The organism is Desulfovibrio sp. JC010, from assembly GCF_010470675.1.
Lineage (GTDB): Bacteria > Desulfobacterota > Desulfovibrionia > Desulfovibrionales > Desulfovibrionaceae > Maridesulfovibrio.
In genome coordinates this window covers 46,775-70,925 of record NZ_VOIQ01000009.1, presented here as the reverse complement: position 1 = coordinate 70,925, position 24,151 = coordinate 46,775, and the positions used below count along the sequence as shown (strand labels likewise).

General features: G+C 48.6%; 23 protein-coding genes, 1 tRNA gene and 1 pseudogene. 17 read left to right on the top strand and 8 right to left on the bottom strand.

Annotated features, from left to right (window positions below):
- Positions 1-266 precede the first annotated feature (266 nt).
- Together ilvB and ilvN are read left to right on the top strand one after the other, a co-directional pair.
- Complete coding sequence (gene ilvB, locus FMR86_RS11560; protein ID WP_163351558.1) at positions 267-1,928, top strand: biosynthetic-type acetolactate synthase large subunit; 1,662 nt, start codon at positions 267-269, stop codon at positions 1,926-1,928.
- A 2-nt stretch (positions 1,929-1,930) separates the two neighbouring features.
- The gene (ilvN, locus tag FMR86_RS11555) at positions 1,931-2,203 is read left to right on the top strand and encodes an acetolactate synthase small subunit (protein ID WP_163351557.1); all 273 of its coding nucleotides are present in this window, start codon (positions 1,931-1,933) and stop codon (positions 2,201-2,203) included.
- Between the two features lie 40 nt (positions 2,204-2,243).
- Here ilvN and FMR86_RS11550 read toward each other — a convergent pair whose 3' ends face one another.
- From FMR86_RS11550 to FMR86_RS11530, 5 genes are all read right to left on the bottom strand, one after another.
- Positions 2,244-3,062, bottom strand: coding sequence for a hypothetical protein (locus tag FMR86_RS11550; RefSeq protein WP_163351556.1), 819 nt, complete (start codon positions 3,060-3,062; stop codon positions 2,244-2,246).
- A 318-nt stretch (positions 3,063-3,380) separates the two neighbouring features.
- Positions 3,381-3,968: a hypothetical protein gene (locus FMR86_RS11545; protein WP_163351555.1), complete on the bottom strand. Its 588-nt coding sequence runs from the start codon at positions 3,966-3,968 to the stop codon at positions 3,381-3,383.
- Between the two features lie 3 nt (positions 3,969-3,971).
- Positions 3,972-5,402, bottom strand: a complete 1,431-nt coding sequence (locus tag FMR86_RS11540) for a DNA integrity scanning protein DisA nucleotide-binding domain protein (protein WP_163351554.1) — start codon at positions 5,400-5,402, stop codon at positions 3,972-3,974.
- 70 nt (positions 5,403-5,472) lie between these two features.
- On the bottom strand, positions 5,473-7,425 hold the full coding sequence (locus FMR86_RS11535) for a YgiQ family radical SAM protein (protein ID WP_163351553.1): 1,953 nt from the start codon (positions 7,423-7,425) through the stop codon (positions 5,473-5,475).
- Positions 7,426-7,499: 74 nt separating this feature from the next.
- Positions 7,500-9,260: a PocR ligand-binding domain-containing protein gene (locus FMR86_RS11530; RefSeq protein ID WP_163351552.1), complete on the bottom strand. Its 1,761-nt coding sequence runs from the start codon at positions 9,258-9,260 to the stop codon at positions 7,500-7,502.
- A 193-nt stretch (positions 9,261-9,453) separates the two neighbouring features.
- Here FMR86_RS11530 and thiD point away from each other — a divergent pair, with 193 nt between their 5' ends.
- The 6 genes from thiD to FMR86_RS11500 all read left to right on the top strand — a co-directional run bounded on the left by thiD (position 9,454) and on the right by FMR86_RS11500 (position 12,890).
- Complete coding sequence (thiD, locus tag FMR86_RS11525; RefSeq protein ID WP_163351551.1) at positions 9,454-10,815, top strand: bifunctional hydroxymethylpyrimidine kinase/phosphomethylpyrimidine kinase; 1,362 nt, start codon at positions 9,454-9,456, stop codon at positions 10,813-10,815.
- A 150-nt stretch (positions 10,816-10,965) separates the two neighbouring features.
- Positions 10,966-11,049, top strand: a tRNA-Leu gene (locus tag FMR86_RS11520).
- 107 nt (positions 11,050-11,156) lie between these two features.
- Positions 11,157-11,456 carry a type II toxin-antitoxin system RelE/ParE family toxin gene (locus tag FMR86_RS11515; RefSeq protein ID WP_163351550.1) on the top strand — a complete coding sequence of 100 codons (300 nt, stop codon included), beginning with the start codon at positions 11,157-11,159 and terminating at the stop codon, positions 11,454-11,456.
- A gap of 2 nt (positions 11,457-11,458) precedes the next feature.
- Positions 11,459-11,752: an addiction module antidote protein gene (locus tag FMR86_RS11510; RefSeq protein WP_163351549.1), complete on the top strand. Its 294-nt coding sequence runs from the start codon at positions 11,459-11,461 to the stop codon at positions 11,750-11,752.
- A 230-nt stretch (positions 11,753-11,982) separates the two neighbouring features.
- Positions 11,983-12,582, top strand: coding sequence for a hypothetical protein (locus FMR86_RS11505; RefSeq protein WP_163351548.1), 600 nt, complete (start codon positions 11,983-11,985; stop codon positions 12,580-12,582).
- On the top strand, positions 12,564-12,890 hold the full coding sequence (locus FMR86_RS11500; RefSeq protein WP_163351547.1) for a type II toxin-antitoxin system PemK/MazF family toxin: 327 nt from the start codon (positions 12,564-12,566) through the stop codon (positions 12,888-12,890). The genes FMR86_RS11505 and FMR86_RS11500 overlap by 19 nt, the downstream gene beginning before the upstream one ends.
- A gap of 90 nt (positions 12,891-12,980) precedes the next feature.
- Here the strand turns inward: FMR86_RS11500 and FMR86_RS11495 are convergent, their stop codons facing one another.
- A complete protein-coding gene (locus tag FMR86_RS11495) occupies positions 12,981-13,655 on the bottom strand; it encodes a hypothetical protein (protein WP_163351546.1) in 675 nt (224 codons plus the stop codon).
- Between the two features lie 235 nt (positions 13,656-13,890).
- On the opposite strand from FMR86_RS11495, the pseudogene FMR86_RS20750 reads away from it, so the two are divergent.
- Positions 13,891-14,088 (top strand): annotated as a pseudogene (locus tag FMR86_RS20750) (helix-turn-helix domain-containing protein); the annotation flags it as partial.
- 229 nt (positions 14,089-14,317) lie between these two features.
- Positions 14,318-14,557: a hypothetical protein gene (locus FMR86_RS11485; RefSeq protein WP_163351455.1), complete on the top strand. Its 240-nt coding sequence runs from the start codon at positions 14,318-14,320 to the stop codon at positions 14,555-14,557.
- Between the two features lie 107 nt (positions 14,558-14,664).
- Here the strand turns inward: FMR86_RS11485 and FMR86_RS11480 are convergent, their stop codons facing one another.
- Together FMR86_RS11480 and FMR86_RS11475 are read right to left on the bottom strand one after the other, a co-directional pair.
- On the bottom strand, positions 14,665-15,048 hold the full coding sequence (locus FMR86_RS11480) for a hypothetical protein (RefSeq protein WP_163351544.1): 384 nt from the start codon (positions 15,046-15,048) through the stop codon (positions 14,665-14,667).
- Between the two features lie 60 nt (positions 15,049-15,108).
- On the bottom strand, positions 15,109-16,464 hold the full coding sequence (locus FMR86_RS11475; RefSeq protein WP_163351543.1) for a tetratricopeptide repeat protein: 1,356 nt from the start codon (positions 16,462-16,464) through the stop codon (positions 15,109-15,111).
- Positions 16,465-16,694: 230 nt separating this feature from the next.
- Between FMR86_RS11475 and putP the strand changes: the two genes are divergently transcribed.
- The 7 genes from putP (at position 16,695) to FMR86_RS11440 (ending at position 24,148) form a co-directional block, all read left to right on the top strand.
- Positions 16,695-18,167, top strand: a complete 1,473-nt coding sequence (putP, locus tag FMR86_RS11470; RefSeq protein WP_163351542.1) for a sodium/proline symporter PutP — start codon at positions 16,695-16,697, stop codon at positions 18,165-18,167.
- 153 nt (positions 18,168-18,320) lie between these two features.
- Positions 18,321-19,487: a class I SAM-dependent RNA methyltransferase gene (locus FMR86_RS11465; protein ID WP_163351541.1), complete on the top strand. Its 1,167-nt coding sequence runs from the start codon at positions 18,321-18,323 to the stop codon at positions 19,485-19,487.
- Between the two features lie 132 nt (positions 19,488-19,619).
- Positions 19,620-19,988, top strand: coding sequence for a response regulator (locus FMR86_RS11460; protein WP_163351540.1), 369 nt, complete (start codon positions 19,620-19,622; stop codon positions 19,986-19,988).
- A 77-nt stretch (positions 19,989-20,065) separates the two neighbouring features.
- Positions 20,066-21,046, top strand: coding sequence for a PhoH family protein (locus tag FMR86_RS11455; protein WP_163351539.1), 981 nt, complete (start codon positions 20,066-20,068; stop codon positions 21,044-21,046).
- The gene (gene ybeY / locus FMR86_RS11450; protein ID WP_163351538.1) at positions 21,046-21,501 is read left to right on the top strand and encodes an rRNA maturation RNase YbeY; all 456 of its coding nucleotides are present in this window, start codon (positions 21,046-21,048) and stop codon (positions 21,499-21,501) included. The genes FMR86_RS11455 and ybeY overlap by 1 nt, the downstream gene beginning before the upstream one ends.
- Before the next feature lie 206 nt (positions 21,502-21,707).
- On the top strand, positions 21,708-22,685 hold the full coding sequence (gene argF / locus FMR86_RS11445; RefSeq protein ID WP_163351537.1) for an ornithine carbamoyltransferase: 978 nt from the start codon (positions 21,708-21,710) through the stop codon (positions 22,683-22,685).
- A 227-nt stretch (positions 22,686-22,912) separates the two neighbouring features.
- The gene (locus FMR86_RS11440) at positions 22,913-24,148 is read left to right on the top strand and encodes an argininosuccinate synthase (protein WP_163351536.1); all 1,236 of its coding nucleotides are present in this window, start codon (positions 22,913-22,915) and stop codon (positions 24,146-24,148) included.
- The last annotated feature ends 3 nt before the right edge of the window (positions 24,149-24,151 follow it).

Sequence of the window (24,151 nt, the reverse complement as noted above, 5' to 3'; positions counted from 1 at the left end):
GCTTTTTGAACGTTTTAAAAATTTTACGGTTTTTTTTAGAGAAGAACTGAAATGCTACTATCTACCCTTGACCATATGAACGTAATCGTCGCAACCGTCACCAACGTGGTGATGGTCGTGATTTCTGTCGTGGTCGTGCGAGGCTTAATTGAGCCGGAGGGAAGGTTGTAAGCAACAGTTTACATTCACAAAGTGTAGTTGTAACCCCCGCCGGCTCAGCCGGCGGGGGTTTTTTATTTTTATCAGGAAATTATGAGGGTGCGAAAATGGAAATCAGCGGTGCTAAATTGGTTGTTAAGCTCTTGGAACAACAGGGAATTGATATCATCTGCGGTATCCCCGGCGGTTCCAATCTGCCTATCTACGATGCTTTGCGGGACAGTCCCATCAAACATATCCTTGCCCGTCATGAGCAGGGCGCGGGGTTCATGGCTCAGGGCATGGCCCGGACCACCGGAAAGGCTGCGGTGTGCATGGGTACTTCCGGTCCCGGCGTAACCAACCTGCTTACAGCCATTGCCGATGCAAGGCTCGATTCCATTCCCGTGGTCGCCATTACCGGGCAGGTCACCAGCACCCTTATCGGCACTGATGCCTTTCAGGAGGTTGATACCTATGGACTGACCATTCCCATTACCAAGCATAATTTTTTGGTTCAGTCTGCGGCTGATCTTTTGGAAATAATTCCTGAAGCATTCAGGCTGGCGGAGTCCGGCAGGCCCGGTCCGGTTGTTGTGGACATCCCTAAGGATGTACAGAAGGAGATTATTGAAATCTCAGAGATGCCGACCCCGATCAATGAAGCTGTTGCCATGGAATGTGAGCAGGGCCAGCTTGATAAAGCTATTTCCATGATCAACAAATCCAAGCGGCCCATCATCTATGCCGGGGGCGGTGTTGTTGCCGCGGACGCATCTGCTGATCTGGTCAGGTTTGCGCGTAAGAATTCTATTCCGGTTGTTACCACTCTCATGGGGCTTGGGGCATTCCCGCATGGTGATCCCAATTATCTCGGCATGCTCGGTATGCACGGCTCCCGCTCAACCAACATGATTATGGAAGAGGCGGATCTGATCATCGCACTGGGCGTGCGTTTTGATGACCGGGCAGTCGGTAAGGCCTGCGAATTCTGCAAGCACGCAGACATTCTGCATATTGATATTGACCGTTCCGAGATAGGCAAGATCAAGTCTTCCAACCTCTCCATTGTAGGCGATGTAGGGCATGTTTTGCATGAGCTGGTTGAGAATGTTGAAACTTCCATCAGGATCGGCTGGAGTGCACGCCTTGCTTCCATCCGCATGATGTATCCTGAGTTGCGTCCCGATGAGCAGGATTCATTTCATCCCCTCAACCTGATCAGGATTATGGGCGAGACTTTGCCTGATGATGCCATCATCACCACCGATGTAGGGCAGCACCAGATGTGGGTTGCGCAGGGCTATCCTTTCCGCAAACCCCGGACCCTGCTTACTTCCGGCGGGCTGGGTACCATGGGTTTCGGTCTGCCTAACGCCATTGGAGCGGCTCTGGCCAAGCCTTCAAAGAAGGTTGTCTGCGTAAGTGGTGACGGATCTTTTCTGATGAATATTCAGGAGCTTGCCACTCTGGCTGAGCAGCGTTTGAATGTAAAAGTCCTGATTATGAACAACAACCGTCTGGGATTGGTCCGCCAGCAGCAGGAGTTGTTTTTTGAGGAGCGTTATTTTGCTTCAAGCTTTGAAAGTAACCCTGATTTTGCTTCCATTGCCAGAGGGTTCGGCATTGCATCCTTTGATCTCGGTGAGCAGGAAAATCCGGAACTCTTCCTGCGCAAAGTGTTGGGGCAGGACGGGCCGTGTGTAATCAATATTCCCATTAATTTTGAAAACAAGGTTCTTCCCATGGTTCCGCCGGAGTGCGCTAACCGGGAAATGATCGGGGGCTAGCCATGTGTAAGCATAATTTTGTTATTGATCTGCTGGTGCGTAACCATGCCGGGGTGATGAGTCAGATTACCGGACTTTTTTCCCGTCGTAATTTCAACCTTGAAGGGATTGTTTGCGGTCCTGTTGGAGATGGCGGGGAAAGCCGTATGATCCTCACTGTCGCTGATGACAGCAAGCTTGAACAGATTGTATTGCAGCTTGAAAAATTATATGATGTGCTGGATGTGAAACAGGTGGAAAATCATCCGTTGACTGAAGTTCTCAGTCAGCTTTAGCGATAGATAAACGGGGCAGGATTTAGATCCGGCCCCGTTTTTATTTGATAGCAATAACGTTTTCGCTGTTAATTATTTTCCAGTCTTTTGTTGCACGGCAATGAAATCCGCCTTGAGTGAGCAGCTGGGTGATTAACCCGTTTTCGCGCATGATTTTGATGCCCTTCTGCAGGGCTTCAAATATTCTTTTGCCGTCTGGGTGGCCTTTGGAGACAATGAAATGCCTGCTTTCCGTGAGGGCGATTTTTATGCCTTTAACCGGAACAAGGGTAATGCCGTCTCTCTGTACACTTAAGTCTTTTGAATTGTGAAAACCCAGTGGAACCCAGTCTGCGCGACCGGCATTGATCATTCTGAAAATGCAGTCCATGGTCGGGCCTTTCTCCATTTCTTTGATGCCCAGACCTGCCAAGGTATCACTTTCATTGGACCAATGTATTCCAACCAGCGGTTTGCCGGCTTTTTTCAGATCATCAAGGCTGCGTGAATTTAGAACTTTGTGGTTGCCTGGCAGGCAGAAGATCCCTTTTTCAAATTGACCGTCTTCCAGAACCGGGTCGCTGATATAAATTTTATCCTTGTACTTAGGGTGGTCAATGGCACTTTTGTTAAAGAGATGTGAGCTGACAACAGCATAGCCTTTAATGAGTTCGTCCTCTTCCCGTCTGACGTTCGGAGTTTCAAGAAAGTTGAGCTGGGGGTCTATCCCGCCGAGAATAAGCGCATTTTTCAGGATCATCAGGCTGGCTATACAACGGGTTCTTATTTCCGGGGGCAGTTGCTTGTCTGAAAGCGGGACTGTTCTGGCCGATTCCGGGAGATTGCCATATTTTGTGATTGCGTTTTTTGTAGTGACCACAGCAACCAGTTTTTTTTCTGCCGCGAAAACAGGAAAAGAGCAAAATGCTGTTAATAGTAAAGTAGCCACAATATATGTGGTTAAGATATTTAAATTCATTTATTTCGAAGTGTTGCCGTTTGGTTGACAAGCTTGAGAAAGGAAATCAAATTCGTTTAATGTTGCAATAACCTAACTGAGTTTGGTTTTGCACCAATATGGCCGGATAAGCAAGTGGTAAATGTAAAAATACAGCGAAGAATGTTTTTTTATATTGAAATAAAAGAATTTTTAGCAAATTTTAATTATGTCGTTTTTGGTATAATGCAAGAGGAGCTATCAATTCCCCAAAAGAATTTGCACGTTGTCCAGTGCCCAGAATTCAGTTTTTCGTCCGGTCAGGAAACCTTTGAATTGGATTTCAATGGAGCCTTCTTTGATTGCAGCTGCAGGAATTTTAACTGTCATGGGTTTTATCCAGTATGCACGCTCTTTGGGGCCGACTCTGACCCATCCGTCGTTACCCACTGGACGTGAGTCATTGTTATCAATGAGTGTGCAGGGAAATTCGGTCATATTTAAAAGTTCGGGACCGTCTACAGCCGAAACAATGAATTTATCTGCAAGTTTTCCTTCGTTGTCCCAGCTGCCCACGAAAACCATGTCGAATTCAAGCTTGAGGTCGGCATCAGTGGGTAATCCGCTCAGGGTCAGCACAGTTTTGGAGGGATAACGTTTGTTGCGGTCGTTAAAGAGTCCTAGTCGGCGGTTTTCTCCGACCATGAACGTTTTACGGGGGGACCAGTCATTGGAGGCTTTCTTTTTATTAAAGGAGTAGGCTTTTAATATTGTTGATTGTGCATAAGCAGGAGCTGTACAAAAAAGGGCGCAAGTGTAGATAGCCAAAAGAAAGATTACTTTTTTCATGAATTAATCCTCAATCCATTTTTCAAATGCAGGTGGAGTAGTAACGCAGGCAAAAAGCTGTTTCCACTCGCAGACTGCGGTCAGTTCAACGCCGCGCTGGATTATGGATACGGGTTTGTCTGCGGAAACTACAATTACTATCAGGTTATCGTGTTTGGCTGTGAAACGCAGGGCGGAATTGAAGCGTGCTCCTCTGGCCCGGTTTTCGCCGGAAACGGCTTTCCCGTCCAGCAGGCAGGCAAAGCCGTGCAGTTTCAAATCCTTACAGATGTGTACCGCTCCGTCCAGTTTTGTCAGGGAACGGGCCAGTCCGCGGATTTCCGGTTCACGCAGATCCAGCGGTTTTTCAAGTGGCTGCCCGGCTATTTCCACCGGTTCGTCGTTGAAGTCGAGTACCAGTGTGCAGCCGTGGCTGCGGTGGTTTGCGGTGGAGATCATCTGGATGACCAGTTGAAAAAGGGAATGGCGTGTATCTGCGCTCAGGTCCAGTTCCAGCAGGTATTCTTCCAGATGTACGAGGTTCGGTTTGTAGTTGGTGGAGGAAAATTTGGCGTCTGCAAAGCTGCAAACCGCTTCACTGCCCAGATAGACCAGCCCCCAGTCTCCTTTAAAAGTGGCGGAAATGGAATTGTTGGTCGGGGGCATGGCTGCAATGCCGACCACGTATCTGCCGTCGGAAACAAGTTTGCGGCTGGAGCTTTCCACAGATTGCAGTAATTTGCGCACATGTTTGTGGTTTTTCAGTGAGGGCCGTTCGCTTTCCGGGAATTTGGCCATGTACTTGATGGAATCCAGTTCCGAAGGTTCGATAAAAATCAGCTCACCGCGCGCCCATGCTCCTTCTTCGCGGGTTTTTGAGATTCCCAGTACCGCATCCAGAATGGGATAGACCCGCAGCTGTGTATCCCAGCCCATGATACGGTTACGCTGGTCCACAATATAATCGCGCACGGCGTGGGTGGAGTATTCGCGCAGCAGGTGGCCGGAGCTGTCGATGCGCAGGATATTCTGGGTGGCGAAATCCTGAGAGAGCAGCAGAGCCGCATATTCCATCCAGCTCTCAGTCGGGCCGATGGAACACATATCCGGGTGTTGTTCAGTGAACCAGCATTGATAGAAGATACTGCTGGAGCGGGCACTGCAGGTGATCAGTCCGGCAAGGGCAAGATCCTTGGAACGGACAACCTCGATGAGCCGGGTGTTGTCATCATGATTGGAGCCTTTTCGCCACTCCTGTGAATCAAGGAAATATTCTTTTAATTTAGGCTGATGTTCGCGTAGCAGGTCCTGAGGATCGTAAATGCGCAGCGGATCGCCCGGTTTAACCGCATAGATCAATGCTGTGCGGCTGTTGGAAGAAAAATGGGAAAGCCCGTCACGCAGTCCGTCCATGATGTGGAAGATGCACAGGTTGGCAAAGGATTCTGAGCTCATGTGGTAATCCGCTGTTGAGGTTCAGGTTAAGGCGTATGTTATATTAATTGCCCTCTGTTTCCAACAGGAATTACTTCATTTTTTTCTTCTTTGTGAAGCTTTTTCCTTTATCTTTACGGTTAAAATTTTTACCTGTGCCGGGTCTTTTGGTACCGCTTTGTTCGCGGTCGGGTTTTGATCTCTTTTTGCGGCCTTTGTTTTCTTTAGCGGCAGAATTGTTCTGCTGCTCTTTGAACGGCTTTTTCTTTCCGTGCTTTCCGCCCTGTTTCCCGGATTGTCTTCCTGCTCTGGGATCACGGCCCGGATCAGGTATGAGGATACGGTGCTGTTTCAGCCGTTGGGCGTCAGTCTTGGCTACGTAGATTTTGTTGCCGGCCGGATCGGTCTCACAATAAAACATGGCCGTGGCCACTGTGCCCGGTGTGGGGATAAAGCATTGCACCTGACGGGGTTTCCAGCCACGGGCGGCCAGCCATGAACCTAGCTGGCGCATGTCACTGTCCGTACAGCCGGGGAATGCGCTCATCAGATAGGGGATGACGTATTGTTCCTTGCCTGCTTTTTTTGATTCAGAGGCAAACATCTCCAGAAAACTTTCAAATATGGGCAGGTCAGGTTTGCGCATATGTTTAAGCACGGAAGGTGTGATGTGTTCCGGGGCCACCTTAAGCTGCCCGCCTACGAATTCCTTGAATATTTCCTTCAGGCTTTTTTTATTCTGTTGCCCGAGATCAAAACGCACGCCGCTTGCAACGCGCACATGTTTGATGCCGTCCATCTTCCGGGCATCGCGGTAAAGCTTGAGGTTGGCCTGCTGGTCATATTTAAAGTTGGGGCAGACCTTGGGAACGAGACAGCTTTTGCGTTTGCATTTGCCCCGTTCCAGTGAACAGTGCGCATTCCACATGTTTGCGCTGGGACCGCCTATATCGGAAACAGATCCCCGGAAATCAGGATGTTCCTGCATGCGTTTCAGTTCGTCCATGATTGATTTCCTGCTCCGGGAGCGGATATGCCGTCCCTGATGCATGGCAATGGAACAGAATGAACAGCCGCCGCCGCAGCCCCGGTGGGAGGTGATGCTGAATTCAATCATGTCCGCCGCAGGAATTCTTCCCTTATCTTTATAGATTGGGTGGGGCAACCGGGCATATGGTAGGCTGTAAAGCCAGTCCAGTTCTTCGGTGGAGAGATATTCCGAGGGCTGGGCAAGCACCACATGTCGTTTATCAACAGGCTGGATTGCCCATGAGTCCCCGAAATGGACTTGCTCTTCAAGAGCGAGGGTTGCATTCATGAGCTGTTGCGGATCATCAAGAATCGCCTGATGGGAGGGGAGTTCGATTCTTTCCGCCTCGTTTGGGATATCTTCAGGGGTTCCCATGAAGGCCGTGCCGGGGATTCCTTTCAATACAGCTGGAGCATATTCTTCAGCAGCAGAAAGTCGTAAGGCGGCATCAAGCATGGCCCGTTCTCCCATGCCGTAGACCAGCAGGTCGGCCTTGCTGTCCATGAGGATGGGCTTGCGGACTTTATCGGTCCAGAAGTCGTAATGGGAAATTCGGCGCAGGGAAGCCTCAATCCCCCCGATGATCACCGGGAGTCCCTTGAACGCTTTTTTGATCAGGTTGGTGTAGATTATACAGGCCCGGTTGGGGCGTGCTCCGGCTTTGCCTCCGGGGGTGTAGGCATCATCGCTTCTTTTTTTGCGGAAAGATGTGTAGTGGGCGACCATGGAATCAAGTGCCCCGGCGGAAACTCCGGCATAAAGGCGGGGACGTCCCAGCTCTGCCAGAGCTTTGGGGTCATTCCAGTCCGGCTGGCAGATGAGGGCGACCTTGAATCCATGTGAGGAAAGGACCCGGCCAAGCAGGGGAATACCGAAACTGGGGTGGTCTATGTAGCTGTCTCCGGAAACAAGAATGATGTCCGGCCTGTCCCAGCCCAGCTTGTCCATTTCCTTTCTGGTCATGGGCAGGAATTTCGGCTGCGGTTGTTTTTTAGCGATGATGCTTTTTGTCATGGGGCATACATATAGTTGAACCATGCTGCTGGCAAGGACAGACTACAGGTAGTTTTTGAACGTTTGCAGGTTGCTTATTTAAAGGGCAGTTTGATTATGAATCTGGTCCATTCTCCGGGCATGGATTCAACGTCCATAAAGCCGTTATGCTGGTCGTTGACGATGAAATATGAAACGGACAATCCCAGCCCTGTTCCTTTGCCCACTTCTTTGGTGGTGAAGAAGGGTTCGAAGATCCGTTGGCGGACTTCTTCGGGGATGCCGGGGCCGTTATCTGCGATTTCCACTACGGCCATGTTGTTTTCTTTGTATACTTTGCAGGTGAAGCATGAATCCGCCGCATTTTCTCCCATGGCCTCAGCTCCGTTGCGCACAATATTAAGGAATACCTGCTGAATTTCATTGCCTTCACATAAAACAGCAGGCATGCCTCCGGTGTACTCCCGCTTAATTCTTATTTTGCGGAAATCGAATTCTTTTTTCAGGTCGTAGTCGCTGGAAGCCAGTTCAATTGTTCTATCCAGTAAGTCCGCCAGATTTTGCGGAGTAAAATTTTGTTCGCTTTTTCGGCTGAAGGCGAGCATGTTACGCACTATTGTGGCGGCTCGCTCTCCTGCTTCACTTATACCGTCCAACATGCGTCCTATGCCGCGTTCATTCAGGTAGTTTCGCATGTGTTCTATGGATATGCCGCAGTCTTCTGCCGTGGCAAGATTGGGCTTGAGGTCTTCGTAAAGTCTTTTTCTGATATTACTGGCGTGCCCCATTATACCCGACAGTGGGTTATTGATCTCATGGGCCATGCCTGCGGCCAGTCCGCCTATAGACATCATTTTTTCCGATTGCAGCATCATACGTTCGAGGTTGACCCGGTTGGTCACATCGTCAATACGGATTACCGCACCATTTACCCCGTTAGCTATCAGAGGGTAGATGGTTACATCCTCACATGCTGTTGTGCTTCCGTCAGGTGTAGGGCGGTTGACGTAGCTTTGCTTGCGGCGGGTGTTAATGGCTGTGCGAATGCGGTACATCTGGGTAGAGAGGTCCGGCATGGCCTGCTCAATGTTTGTACCGATGGCTTCATGTTGTTTGATACCTGAGATGTTTTCCGCTTCTTTGTTCCATTGGGTTATTTGACCGTTGGGGTCCACGCCGATCAGGATTGAGGGCATGGAGTCAATAATGTTGACAAGATAGTTACGCAGGTTTTTGATTTCATTTTCCGCTTCCCTGCGTTGTTCTATTTCATAAAAATTGCGCATGGCTTTTGAGGCCGAATCTGAAAGGAAGGCCGCCAGGGCGATGTTGTATTTCAGGATTTCATCTACGCGTTGGCGTTTGAAGCGGGGAGCCTCATCAAGGGCATCAAGGTATTCTTTCCGGTCAAATCCGTATTGCTCAGCCTGTTTGATGAAGAACCCTCGGTCCGGTTCCTCGTCTTCGTAGAAGAATTGTCCCAGAAAGAAAGTCGCAATGTGTTGCTCCATGCACATGATGGGTACGCCGATGTCCCAGATACCGTTGGAGCATTTGTAGCCGTGGTGTTTGCCCTTTTTGATTTTGTCCGTGATTGCGGTGTCGTTGGCAATGCATTTGGCACATGTTTCAGGATGTGAACGGTGAAAATCAACGCATATTTTCTGCCATCCGGCCCCGGCATATACTTCTCCGGTGAAAGCATCGATGATCCCGGAAGGCATTCCTGTGGCCGCATAGCTGACATCAAGCATGTTTTGAAGTTCATCCAGTTCCACCAGATCTTTAAGCAACAGCCCGGACAACTTCTCTTTTATGGATTCGGATGTGCAGTTTTCCAAGAGTGATATTTTCATAATCTGCCTTACAGGTTCATTAGGGGGTTGCTGTAATCTCTAATTGGTTTGGGTCATTTTAAATAAACCATAGTGTTAAGTTTATGTCTATATTTCATATGAATTCATTTATAAATAATGCATCTGTTGACCGCGGGCGGGCCGATGGGTAAAATTCCGCAATAAATGAAAAACAATTGCCCAAGGAGGCATGATGAAACCGCTTCCATGCGTTTTGACCATTGCAGGTTCTGATTCCGGCGGAGGGGCCGGAATTCAGGCCGATCTGAAAGCCATATCCATGGCCGGGTGTTACGGGGCCAGTGCCATCACCGCGCTGACCGCCCAGAACACAACCGGGGTTACCGGGATTGAGGCTGTTTCCCCTGAGTTTGTATCCCTCCAGATTGAAACGGTTTGCAAAGATATCAAGGTCCGGGCCGCCAAGACCGGAATGCTTTTTTCCGCACCCATCATCCGGGCTGTGGGTGAGACTTTAAAGGATAAGGATTTTCCGCTGGTAATCGACCCTGTATGCGTGGCAACCAGCGGAGCCAAGCTGCTCAAGGATGATGCCGTGGAAGCCATGAAGGAAATTTTTCCCTTGGCAGACCTGCTGACCCCCAATGTGCCCGAAGCCGAGCTCTTCACAGGCATGGAAATCAAGAGCCGTGAGGATGTTTTCAAGGCCATAGAAATTCTGCTTGAAATGGGTCCCAAAGCCGTGCTCGTAAAAGGCGGACACTTTGATTCTGTGGCTGCTACAGACTGGCTGGGCATTAAAGGGCAACAGCCCATCCCGCTCATGCAGCAGCGCGTAAAAACAAAAAACAGCCACGGTACCGGGTGTACGCTTTCCGCCACCATCGCTTCCGGGCTGGCAAAAGGTTATGATATGGTAACCTCCGTGCGTAAGGCACAGGAGTACCTGAACCTCGCACTGCGGGCCGGGTTTGATCTAGGCGAAGGCAGCGGACCGCCCAACCATCTGGCACCCATGCTCATTGAAAAGATGAAGCAGGGTGTACTTTCGGAGCTTCATGAATTCGGCTTGCGTCTTGAGTGCATGAAGGGCTTAAATGAATTGATCCCGGAAGTGCGCATGAATGTGGCTGCGGCCTTGCCGTATGCCAGAGACATAGATGATGTTGCTGCGTTCAGCGGAAGGATATCCTGCACCCGCAAAGGCGAAGTTATGGTTTGCGGACATCCTGAATTCGGAGCTTCCACCCATATCGCCAAGGTGCTGCTCTGCGCCCGCAAGTCCAACTCGGAAATCGGATGTGCTGCCGGGCTGCGACTCAACGAACGGATTATGGCTTCGGTGACTGAGTGCGGGTTTGTGGAAGCATGGTTTGATCGTGCCGACGAGCCGGGCGAGATCCCCGGAACCGAGGAAAACACCTTGGAATGGGGCACCTGCAAGGCCATGTCCGAGCATCCGGAACCGGAAATGATCGACGTTGTCTGTGATTCAGGTGCAAAAGGAATCGAGCCGTGTCTGCGTTTGCTGGCAAAAGACTTTAGCGAGCTTGAAGCAAAGCTTAAAAAGCTGCTTGCGGCCATGTCAGGTTAGCCGGAAATGACCGTTTCCATGGAATTTTAGCGATTTTTGTTGACAAGCTGTAACACTGCTTATATTAACGCAACGGCTGCACGGGATATCGTCTTTTGTGGTTTAATCCACGAGGGACGGTATTTGAAAAATAGCCCATAATATTTGGTTGCGAGAGTGGCGGAATTGGTAGACGCACTAGATTTAGGATCTAGCGGCCTAGCCGTGAGAGTTCGAGTCTCTCCTTTCGCACCATTGCAAATATAAACACCCCCTCAGAGCATCATCCGCATAGATGTTTTGAGGGGGTGTTTTTGTGGAGTCATTATTGACATTTTGTATTCAGATGGATACATTTTGGCATGAATCAGTTTGATAGCACAGAAATCTTCGACAAGTGGATTACCAAGCTCAAAGACCGTACTGGAAAAGCCAATATTTTCCTACGAATTGACCGGGCTAAACGTGGTTTATTCGGTGATTGTAAGTCGGTAGGTAAAGAGGTCTTTGAGATGAGAATTTCTGTCGGACCCGGTTATCGTGTTTATTATACTCAGGTAGGAGATAGATTGTATTTCCTGCTGGCAGGCGGGGACAAATCCAGCCAAAAGCGAGACATCAAAAAGGCCCATGAATTGGCCGCAGAAATAAAAGAGGAGTAATCATGGTTAAGACAAAACCTTTTGATACATCCGAATATTTAGACAGCGAAGAAATGATTTCCGAATACCTGAGCGTTGCAGCTGCCACTGGTGATCCTGACGATCTGTTGATTGCCCTGTCCAATGTTGCCAAGGCCAGAGGCATGACTCAGCTTGCCAAGGATTCAGGACTTGGCAGGGAGAGTCTGTATAAAGCTTTAAGTCCCGGTTCTCAGCCTCGTTATAGCACGATCCTGAAAGTGCTGGGTGCGCTTGGAGTTTCTTTGCGGGTGGAGCCTAAGGATAGGGCAGTGTAGTAAATATTTCGTACCAACATTAATATAAACACCCCCTCAGAGCATCATCCGTATAGATGTTTTGAGGGGGTGTTTTTGTGGGGGGAGTAACTGCAGTTTGCTTCATTTGGCGCGGGATATTTCGGTGAGCATTATTGCTGTTTCTAATAAGTTGAAGCTTGAAAATATGCTTGCTTTATAGGGTATAATAGCTAATTATCTTGATGTAAGATGAAAATAAGGAAATTATGATGAGTATTCCAATTCCCGCTGCTGAAGTGATATTTAATGAAATAATCGGTAGTCTTAATGACTTGATGAACAACAACGAAATCGATGAAATAAGTCGAGCCAGACTGTTGCGTTCTCTCATTGATAAAGCTGCGGATTTGAAGCGTATAGATATTGCGAAAGGGCTTTCTGCCATGGGAAGTATTGCCAGTGTTCAAAATGATATAAAAGCTATGCACAGGTATCATAAGATGTCTTTGCAGCATAAGACAGATAGTCTGCTTTTATTTAATTATGCTACATCCATGGCAGTGTGCGGAGATTCTGAAGATGCTCTTTCGTATGCAAAGGTAGCATGTGATCTTGAGCCTTCTAATCCAGAAATGCTTGATTTTATCATAGGTCTCGCTTGTGAAGTTGGCGAGACTAAAACCTTTTTAAGGTATGCTTCTGAATGGGAGAAATTGAAAGAAAAGCCGCATGAACTTTATACCAAGTATCTGGCAGCAGTTAATGAAATTAATGAATTATCTGATTTCTGTTTAGTATCTTCAGAGTCATCTCTTGCTGAAGTTTGGGACTCACCGGAGGAGGATGAAGCATGGGCACACTTACAGTAGGTTCAATAGTTACGGTTCCTTTTCCATACACAGATTTGACTAATGCTAAAAAGCGTCCGGCGATTGTTCTCGCTATGCATGGACGTAATGATTACATTTTGTGCGCAGTGACTTCGCAAAACCATATACATCTTCCGAGAATTTCAATCCTTGAAAGCGATATTGATCAGGGATATTTAAAGAAGGATGAGAGTTTTGCTGTTTATTCCAAAATTCTAACCGCAAACCGGGATATTCTTAATCCGGTCGCGAAGCTAACGAGTAGTAAAATTAGTGAGATTCTTAATGCGGTAAGAGATTTATTTTAAGTATTGTGCTGTCTGTTAAATTCAGCCTCATCTGATAGCCGGAGGCTTTCTATTTATTTGTGCTGAACTGTTTAGATTTGTCGCTCCTCCTCACACCCGCCGCCTTATCATAACAACCGGAGCAATCAACCCAACCTCGTCAACAAGCTGCTGAATACAAAATTCCTTCTGCGGCTTATCTCCCTGCTTCCCAAGCCAGCCTTGTAAATAGACCCATTTTTCATCCTGCCCGTTGTAGATTTTCACCCCGGCCGATTCTTCCTGCTGCGCATCGCGGCGCATGACGAATACAGGCTCCCCGATGGAGGGCTGCAGGCGTGGATCGCAATAGACGATGTTGCCGGGCAGGATTCCTGCGGGAACCATTGAATCTCCGATGGTCAGGGCGGCGATGTAGTCCTTGTGAAATTCTGGTACAGAGCTGTTGATGGCGATGGGCATGGTCTGGGACCAGCCGTCAATGCCGCACTGGGCGAGGCCGATGAGATTTATGTTTTCTCCGGTGTTCAGCACATTGGGGTCGGCAGGACGCGCCGGAGCGGGGGATTCATCCATGAAAGGTTCGCCTTCCCCGGTGAGCAGCCAGTGTCCGTTGATGCAGAATTCTTCGCAGACTTTGCACAGAAAGGGGGCCTTGGGCGTGCCTTTGCCTTTCTGGTAATTATCGTGAGTGGTGGCCGAAACCCCGACCCGTCTACAGAACTCGTTGCGCTTGATACCCACAAGATTTTTAATGCTTAAAAAACGTTCAACAATATCGGACATGGGAAGTGTATCACTCTTTTTATAAAATAGTTCTTGAAATGGGTAAAAAGTTTGTCTATAAACCAAAAAAAGGAAATGAAGAAAACTTTTTACCTAGTTTTTAGCTTTTAAGTTTGTAAAAGCGGGTAAAAGTTATTTCAAATAATAAATAAGCACAAGCCGTATGGGCGGCGTAGTGACGAATTGTTTTTATGGAGAGGCTTTTATGACTGATAATCTTGATTTCAAAGGAGCATTGGCCCGGTTGGGGGAGGTTCTAATTTTTGATGCTAAAGTTACACAGGTGAAGCTGGCGGAGGTGCTTGGCATCAGGCAGTCTTCTATTTCAGATGCCAAACGCAGGAATTCCATCCCTTCAGACTGGCTGCTTAAAGCACTTGAGGTTGCCGGGGTTGATCCCAACTGGATTCGTACCGGGAGCGGGCCGAAATACCGGGTTCTCTCCGATGAACCTTCCGGTGCTTTGACCTATGTGGAAATTGAAAAACGGATCACCCGTGAGCTGCAGCGCGAACTCACCGTCAGCGAGCTTATGGAGGCCCTTACGGACAAATTGCCGGAAGGTTCCTCTTTGAGCATTGTCTACGGCAGATAGTCGTTGCGGACTTGTTTGATCTGGCCGGGGCTTGAGTTTTGTTTGATATTATGTATGGATACGGCCTATGAATCATTTAAAAAAATATGCGGATCAGGTTAAATATATTTCTGAGGAAATGAAGGCCGGACGGATGACCATGGCGCAGGGCGCGGTGCAATTGCAGACGGTTGCAACTCTGGCGGAGCAGGATGCTTTGGTTGCTGAAGCTGAAGATGAGCGGTATGCTGACAGGCTGCGTAAATTCGCGGAAATGATTTATGATGTGATTGATAAGATGAATCCGGAGCGGCGGGTTATTCAGTAGGTTCGGGCTGCCTCAATTGCTGCTTTGGTTAAGCTGGTCGGTTAAGTAAATTAAATTTTTTGAGAGAATAATCCCCCTGCTTTGACGGTTCAAGGCAGGGGATTTGTTTATTCTTTGGTCCGGTTGGAATCCATGATTACGGTCTGGTTGGTTGCGGTCCCGTTTTGGGCGGGGGGCTGGAATTTACTCATATGGATGGAGAGTGATATCCCAAGGATGATCAGGCCGGGCAGGGCGTATAGAATTTTTCTGGCCCCTTTGGCGTGGGCAACGATTACGCCTATGGAGGTCACGATGACTCCGATCTGGCCTAGAATATCCACCAGCATGAACGGTTTGCCTTCCGGCAGGGTTACTATGTAAACGATGATTGAAATTATGCAGTAGAGTAGAAAAAAGACTCCGAATCCGCTTTGGCCTTTCTTTTTCGCATAAATTGAAATTCCGATTATGGTCAGCAGGGTGATCCCTGCCAGTATGAGTGTCAGCATAAGCGATCTCTTTGTTTGAAGTTTGGTCTTGGTGAACCGCTATATTCTTTGCAACCGGGCTTAGCTGTCAAGTTGATTTGCATAGATTTTTTCAGCCATGTCGTGTGCTTTTTTGAACTCTTGAACACTCATTTGGGAGGCAATCTCTTTTTTGGCTTTTTTCGCTTTTGCCAGCCCGCCTTTTTCCGCCAGGGTGTACCATTCATAGGCTTTGGTCAGGTTCACAGGAACACCGTTACCTTTTTCATAAATTTTACCAAGGGCGTATTGTGAGTATTTGTTCTTCGCAGCTGCGGCTTTTCTGAAATATTGGATAGATATGCTGTAGTCCTTATTTACTCCATGGCCATAGTAGTATGACAAACCCAGATAATGATATGCTTCCGGTAGCTTGCGGTAAGCGGCCAGTTGGAAATAGCCCATGGCTTGTTTGTAATTTCTGCTGACCCCGGTTCCTTTGTAATACATTTCGCCGAGAGCCTGAATTGATCTGATATGCTTCTGCGCAGCAGCCTTGCGGAACCAAAGCAGGGCCATAGGGTAGTTTCGCGCGACCCCTTTGCCGCAATAATAGAGATAGCCGAGGTTGAACTGGGAGTCTGCCTTGTTACGCAGGGCTGCTTTTTTGAACCATTTAAAAGCTTTTTTGTAATTCTTATCCACACCTTTACCGTATGCGTACATTACTCCGAGCAGGTCTTGCGCATTGGCGTTTCCCTGCTTGGCTGATTTGAGAAGCCATTTGTGCGCCGGTTCATATTTTCCTTCTTTATAATAGATAAGCCCAAGGCTGTTCTGGGCTACAGTGTTTCCCTGTTCAGCGGCTTTTGTATACCAGTCCATGCATGCTTCAATATCGATCGGGGTTCCTCTTCCTTGTCTGTACATTTTTCCGAGCTGATATTGGGCGGCTGCGTTTCCGGTACGGGCTGATTTTTTAAACCATTTGAATGCTTGAATATTGTTGGGCATTACTCCCAGCCCGTTCAGGTAGATCCGGCCGAGGTGGTAGTTAGCCTCCGGTTCATTTTTTAACGATGCGAAGCGGAAGTATTTGATTGCCTGCAATTCGTCTTTTATGACTCCGTTTCCGTCGAGGTAAAGCTTGCCGAGTCCGGTGCAGGCTATGGGCAGTCCCTGCTTTGCTGCTTTTTCAATCCATTCAAAAGCTATCAGCGGATCCTGTTTTGTGCCGTAACCGTTGAGGATCATGTGTCCCAGATTATATTGCGCCTGAGCGTAATTGTTTTCCGCGGCCTGATAGTAATTATCCAGTGCGGTTTCATAATCTGCACTGTCGTAGGCTTTATTTCCATTAAGGAAAGGAGCGTAGGTATTGAGATAAAAATTGCCGCCCAGAACAGCGACGATTGCGCAGAGACTGAAGAGTATGAGAAAGCCGAGTCGTTTATTCATATTGCAAATCTAACGCTAGTGTTGTTCTTCGTAAATAGATTTGTTTCAAATGAAAATAATGATCTTTTTATGCAAAAAACGGAATAATTTAATCCGCAACACCAAAAACTCCGTATAATCAACGCCGAAAAAAAATATCTTGTGCACAATGGTCATGATGGTTAAATAGTAGCCCCTTTTTACGTTTTAGGTTGTTTTTGTTTTCTTTACTTGTTCAAAAAGGATTTATTGTGATTCAGACTGAGACTTTGCTTACTTTTGGTGTTTATCTGGTTTTCCTGCTGGCAGTTGGCTGGTATTTCTACAAGCGTACTTCAAATATTGAAGGCTACATTCTCGGCGGACGCGGTCTTGGCGGCTGGGTTACAGCTCTTTCCGCACAGGCCAGTGATATGTCCGGCTGGCTGCTTATGGGGTTGCCCGGTGCTGTCTATCTTGGCGGTATGACTGAGGCATGGATCGCCATCGGCCTTTTTATCGGTACTGCCCTGAACTGGATTTTTGTTTCCGCCCGTCTGCGCGCATACACCGAGATGACCGACACCCTTACAATTTCATCCTTTTTTGAAAAACGTTTTAACGATCCCACCAGCCTGCTGCGGGTCGGTTCTGCGGTCATTATTCTGATGTTTTTCACCATCTATTCCTCTTCCGGTCTGGTGGCTGCGGGTAAGCTCTTTGAGTCCATGTTCAACATTGATTATTCCGTGGCTGTTATTTCCGGGGCAATCGTTATTGTTGCTTACACCTTTCTTGGCGGATTCATGGCGGTCTGCTGGACCGACTTTTTTCAGGGCGGTCTGATGTTTTTCGCCATTGTCCTTGTTCCTATTTTGGGTACCATCGACAATGGTGGTATTTCCGTCATCGAAGCTGAAATGGCGGCCAAACATATTTCCACCAGTCTTTTTCACAACGGTGCAGGCGCGCCTCTTTCCATTCTCGCCGTTATTTCCACCATGGCCTGGGGGCTTGGTTATTTCGGACAGCCGCATATTCTGACCCGCTTTATGGGGATCAGTTCCATTAAAGAACTGCCCAAGGCTACCGCTGTCGCCCTGATCTGGGTTGTAATTTCCCTTGCCGGAGCAGTTGTGGTCGGTATGGTTGCCATTCCCATGTTTGACGGACTTCATGGCGGCGAACAGGAAAAGGTATTCATTTATATGATCACCAAGCTTTTCAATCCCTGGGTGGGCGGCGTGCTGCTGGCGGCTATCCTCTCTGCTATCATGTCCACCATTGACTCCCAGCTGTTGGTTTCATCCTCCGCGCTGACTGAGGATTTTTACAAAAAAATTCTGCGCCGCGAAGCATCTGATAAAGAACTCATGCTCGTGGGGCGTCTCTGTGTTCTGGTTATTTCCATCATTGCCATGAGCATGGCCCTGACTCCGGGCAATACCGTTCTCGGCCTTGTTTCCTATGCATGGGGCGGATTCGGTGCCGCTTTCGGTCCGGTAGTCCTGTTTTCTCTGTTCAGCAGAAAAACCACTTGGATTTCAGCACTTTCCGGCATGATTGTTGGTACACTCGTGCTCGTATTCTGGAAAGACGCCGGACTGGGCGCAACCATGTATGAAATCGTTCCCGGTTTTGTGGCCAACTTCCTGACCATCATGGCTGTGAATATGGTTGCCCCTCAAAAGGATGAGAAGATTCTGGCTGATTTTGATGAAATGGAAGCGATTCTTAAGAAATAAGAGCTTGTTGTTTAGCTTAGTTATGTTTATAAGGCTCTGCCCGCGTTACGGCAGGGCCTTTTTTTATTGTCTTAAAGTGTGTATGCAGGATCATGGTCTGCGTCCCGCGTGAAATATCGTTTTGATGGGCATATTTTGTCCGGTGAGGTTCGTATGTTGGATTTTGAACGTAAAAGTATTGTGCTGGTTACCTGTCCAAAGAATTTCAGTCCCTATCTCGCTGAAGAGATGGGGCGTCTGGGATTTAAAATCCGGGCCGAGCTTCCCGCCGGTGTGGAGACCAAGGCGTCATTGAATGATTGCATGCGTCTTAATCTCTGGGTGCGCTGCGGCCATAGGGTTATGTATCAGCTTAAGCGTTTTAAGGCCGATACCCCGGACCAGATGTATAATCAGGTGAAAGATATGGTCTGGGAAAATATTCTCGGGCCGGATGATTACCTGACCGTGACTTCGTCTGTACGTACTGAAACCGTCAACGACTCCCGCTTCGCCAATGTGAAGGTCAAAGATGCCATTGTGGACCGCATTCGCGAGAAGAGCGGCAGGCGTCCTTCTTCGGGGCCTGATATGTCCGGTATTGTTGTTTTTCTGCACTGGAGGGATGACGAATGTACTGTCTATCTTGATACGTCCGGTGTGCCTCTTTCCCGTCGCGGTTACCGCAAATTCCCGGCCAAGGCACCCTTGCAGGAAACTCTGGCTGCTACATTGATCCGGGCCGCAAAATGGTACGGGCGCGGCAATTTTGTTTCCCCCATGTGCGGTAGCGGAACTTTGGCCATTGAAGCCGCTCTGGTGGCTCTGAACGGTGCTCCGGGTTTGATGCGTGAGTATTTTTCTTTTATGAAACTGCCCGGCTATAATCCTGAATACTGGGATAATCTCTGCATTGATGCCGAGGATCGTGAGCGCGATTCCATCGAAGGTCGGATCATTGCCACTGATCTTGATCCTGAGGCTGTAGAGGCGGCAAAGAAAAACGCCCGTGCTGCCGGGGTGGAGCATCACATTGAATTTGATGTCTGTGATTTCCGTGAAACGCAGGTACCTGATGGCGGCGGGGTGGTCTTTATGAACCCTGAATACGGTGAGCGTCTGGGCAGCAGGACAAAGCTTGAGAAAATTTATGCCGCCATAGGTGATTTTTTCAAAAACAAATGTCAGGGATACAAGGGCTATATTTTTACCGGGAACCTCGATCTGGCTAAATTTATCGGTTTGAAGTCCTCGAAAAGAATCATCTTTTATAATGCCAAGATCGAATGCCGCCTGCTGGAATATGAAATTTTCAAGGGCAGCCGCAAAGCACGCTACTAATATTTTTCTTTTAATGTCTTGAAAATAATTTTTTTAACAGTTAATCCCTAGCGTGATAGCTGCGGTGAAATATTTCCGACAGCTCTTATCCATTGTCTTATTTATTATTTTGGGAAGTTAAGGAGAGTTTATATGCCCCGGATTCTCGTCGTAGATGATGATCCAATTTCACGTCAGGTCCTTAAAGCAATGCTGGAGAAAGAAGGGCACCTTGTCACCGAAGCCGAAGACGGAGTAAAGGCTGTTCAGGGGTACGACAGGAACTTGGTTGATCTGGTCATTACAGATATTTTTATGCCTGAGAAAGAAGGCGTGCAGACTGTCAGAGAGTTGATGAAAGAAAATCCGGACGTAAAGATTATCGCAGTGTCCGGCGGCAGTTCTTCTGCAAATTATGATTCACTTGATTGGATTAAGATGTTCGGTGTGAAGTATACCTTTACCAAGCCTTTTAACGCCAAAGCCATATTGGCAGCAGTGGATGATCTGCTTGGTGCGTAATTTTCTGATTACCTTAATTAGTTGCATATTCTCGAATCCTGCCGTATCCATGCTCCAAAATTAACAGGAAATGATTAATGGCAGATAAAGAAACGTTTCGGGTAAAGCTTGAATTTGATAATGTGGGGCTGGCCAGTGTGCTGTTCGGTGCCCAGAATTCCAATCTTGATCTCATTTCACGCCAGTCCGGAGTGAGGATTGAAAGCAGGGGCAATTCCCTGCAGCTTATTTCCGATAATGAAGAACTCATTGATCCGGTGGCGAAATCCTTTACCCAGCTTTACAGGGTGCTCAAGTCCGGCAAAGAGGTTTTTCCGCAGGATGTGGAAGCTGCTTACCGTATACTCTGCCGTGATCCGCAGGCCGACCTGATTAAAATCTTCCGAGATGAACTTTTTGCGGTTTCCCCGAAAAAGACCCTGACTCCGCGCACTCTGACCCAGCGGGCCTACTTTTCCGCCATTCGTGAGAACGACATGGTTTTCTCAGTCGGTCCTGCCGGAACCGGGAAGACCTATCTTGCTGTGGCCATGGCAGTTTACGCCCTGCAGCGCAAAGAGGTTAACCGGATTATCCTGACCCGCCCGGCAGTAGAGGCCGGGGAGAAGCTCGGTTTTCTGCCCGGTGATCTCGTGGACAAGGTCAATCCCTACATGCGTCCTCTCTATGATGCCCTGTACGATATGCTTGATATGGGCAAGGTGCAGGATATGATTGAGGAAAACATTATCGAAATCGCGCCGCTGGCTTTCATGCGCGGGCGGACGCTTTCCAATGCCTTTGTCATCCTCGATGAAGCCCAGAATACCACCCCGGAACAGATGAAGATGTTCATCACCCGTCTGGGATTCGGCTCCAAGGCAGTGGTTACCGGGGATATCACCCAGATCGATCTGCCTAACCGTGATCCTTCCGGTCTGGTGGATGCCATTAACATTTTGCATGATGTTCGCGGAATCAGCTTTATCAAGTTCGAGGATTCCGATGTTATCCGTCATCCGCTGGTAGCCCGTATCGTAAAAGCTTACGACCATTACGAGTGCAAGGGCGGAAAGTAGTGAGTGTGAACCTGAGCATAGAATGTATGCCGGATGCGAATTTCCCTCTTACAAAGCGGGAGTTGCATCGTATGGCGGATATGCTGCTTGAGGTTCTGGGGCTTGAAGGCTTTGACTTTGACCTTAAAATAGTCAATGATGCCGCCATTGCTGAAGTCAATGAAGAATTTCTGGGGTGCATAGGGCCGACCAACGTGCTCAGCTTCCCTTTTTCCGAGACACCGGATCTGGAAAAGAATAGTTTTTTAGGAGAGATAGTTTTGTCTGTGGATACCCTTGTCCGTGAAACCAGACTCTACGGCCAACAGCCGGAAGAGCACACTGTAAGGTTGCTTGCGCATGCAATGCTGCACCTTGCCGGGTATGATCACGGCCCTGAAATGTATTCACTCACCGACTCAGCTGTTGAATCCGTATCTCCTGAGGTTCGACTGCGAACCTTGGGTTGGCAGTAGCTTAAAAGCCAACCCGATCCCCTGCAGTATGGTCCCGGCCGGGGCCGTCCATATGCTGCGCATGAGTAAATCCCGTTTTTTGTCCTTTTTTCAGGCCATGATTATACATTTATGGTTTACAATGGCGGGTCTAACAGGCAATAATTCCCGATTGCTATTTTTTACTGTCAGTTAAGGCTCACCTCAAATATATCTGGAGTTTTACGATGATCAGACATCTTCTTAAAATCAATGATGTTCCCCGTTCAGAACTCGGCCAGCTCCTGCTGCGCGCAAAAGAACTGAAAGATAATAAAATCAGGAATAACGCCCTTGAAGGGAAGACCGTTATCATGATTTTTGAAAAAGCTTCCACCCGTACCCGCGTTTCTTTTGACGTAGCTATCGAGCAGCTCGGCGGCCATTCCATTTTCATGACCCCGGCTGAATCACAGCTCGGCAGAAGTGAACCGCTGGAAGATACTGCACAGGTTCTTTCCCGCTATGCTGATGCGCTCGTTGTCCGTACTTTCGGGCAGCAGAAGGTGCGCACCCTTGCGGAGCACGGTTCTGTTCCGGTTATCAATGCCCTGACTGACCGCTACCATCCCTGTCAGGTCCTGAGCGACATGCTGACCATTTACGAAAGAACTCCTGATCTTGAGAATGTCCACGTGGCATGGGTAGGTGACGGCAACAACATGGCTCATTCATGGATCAATGCCGCCATTTACTTCCCGTTCTACCTGACCCTCGCGTTCCCCAAAGGATACGAGCCGGATCACGATATTCTTTCCCGGGCATTGTCCATGGGCGCAAAGATCAATCTCAGCCATGATCCCGTCGAAGCAGTTAAAGGTGCTCACTATGTGAACACCGACGTCTTTGCTTCCATGGGACAGGAAGAAGAGCAGAAGAAGCGCGAAATGGCTTTTGCCACTTATCAGGTTAATGATAAGCTGCTTGAGCATGCCGACCCTGATTGCAAGGTGATGCACTGCCTGCCCGCACACCGTGGCGAGGAAGTCACTGCTGAAGTTCTTGATGGACCACGCTCAATCATTTTTGATCAGGCTGAAAACAGGCTGCACATGCAGAAAGCCATCCTCGAATGGGCGGTCAACGGTATCGAAGTGGACTACGATGCAGTAGAAAAGCTGCTCGGCCCCGTGCAGGCTGTCCCGCACATGCATACTATTGAATAGTTAAGAATGCCTCCGGCGGCCCTCCGGGGGCCAAAGAACCCTTTTGGAAAAGGGTTCTCTGGACTCTCCGAAAACTTTTATTAGGCTTCGCCGGAAGGGATTAAAGATAGATTTAATTAAAAGATAATTTAACGCTGAAAGCGGCGAAGCCAAACTAAAAGGTTTTGGGATTCTTAAACCCTTTTGCAAAAGGGTTTAAGCCGCCGGAGGCAAAGGATTTATAAAAAATGAGCAAAATTAATAAAGTAGTACTGGCATATTCCGGTGGTCTGGACACCTCCATCATCCTTAAATGGATCAAGCAGGAGTATGACTGCGAAGTGATCACCCTTACTGCTGACCTCGGTCAGGGTGAGGAGTTGGACGGTATTGAGGAAAAAGCCCTCAAGACCGGCGCAACCAAGGCTTTTGTTGAAGATCTGCGTGAAGAATTCGCACGCGATTTTATTTTTCCCGCATTCCGTGCCGGTGCCATCTATGAAGGCCGCTACCTGCTCGGTACTTCCATTGCACGTCCGCTCATCGCCAAGAGAATGGTTGAGATCGCGGAGATGGAAGGCGCGCAGGCTTTGGCTCACGGTGCTACCGGTAAAGGTAACGATCAGGTCCGTTTCGAGCTGGGCGGCATGGGCATGAACCCCAAGCTGAAGCACATTGCTCCGTGGCGTGAATGGGACCTCAAGTCCCGTACCGATCTCATGAAGTTTGCAGAAGCAAACGACATTGAGATTCCCACCACCCGTAAGAAACCCTGGTCCATGGATGCCAACATGCTGCACGTCAGCTTTGAAGGTGCCGAGCTTGAAGATCCGTGGAATGCTCCTTCCCCGGAATCTTACCGTTACTGCCGTCCCATCGAGGAAGCTCCGGACGAGCCTGAAATCATCACCATTGATTTCGAAAAGGGTGATCCCGTAGCAATCAACGGTACCAAGTACTCCCCGGCAGCTCTGGTTGAAAAACTTAACGAGCTGGGTGGCAAGCACGGTATCGGTCGCGTGGATATGGTTGAGAACCGTTTCGTGGGCATGAAATCCCGCGGCGTGTACGAAACCCCCGGCGGAACCATCATGCACGTTGCGCACCGCGACCTCGAAGGTCTGTGCATGGACCGCGAGGTAATGCACCTGCGCGACAGCCTGATCCCCAAGTACGCTGAAATGATCTACAACGGTTTCTGGTTCGCTCCTGAGCGTATCGCGCTGCAGGCCATGATCGACGAAACCCAGAAGACCGTTACCGGTACCGTAAGACTGAAGCTCTACAAGGGTAACGCAATTCCTGAAGGCCGTAAGTCTCCTTACTCCCTGTACCGTGAAGATCTCGCTACTTTCGAAGAAGACGAAGTATACGATCAGAAAGACGCTGAAGGATTCATCAAGCTGGTGGGCCTGCGTCTTAAGGGCAAGACTTCCTCCGGTTCCGAATGGATCAAAGAAGGCGACGTCGAAGACGTCGATTAGGGG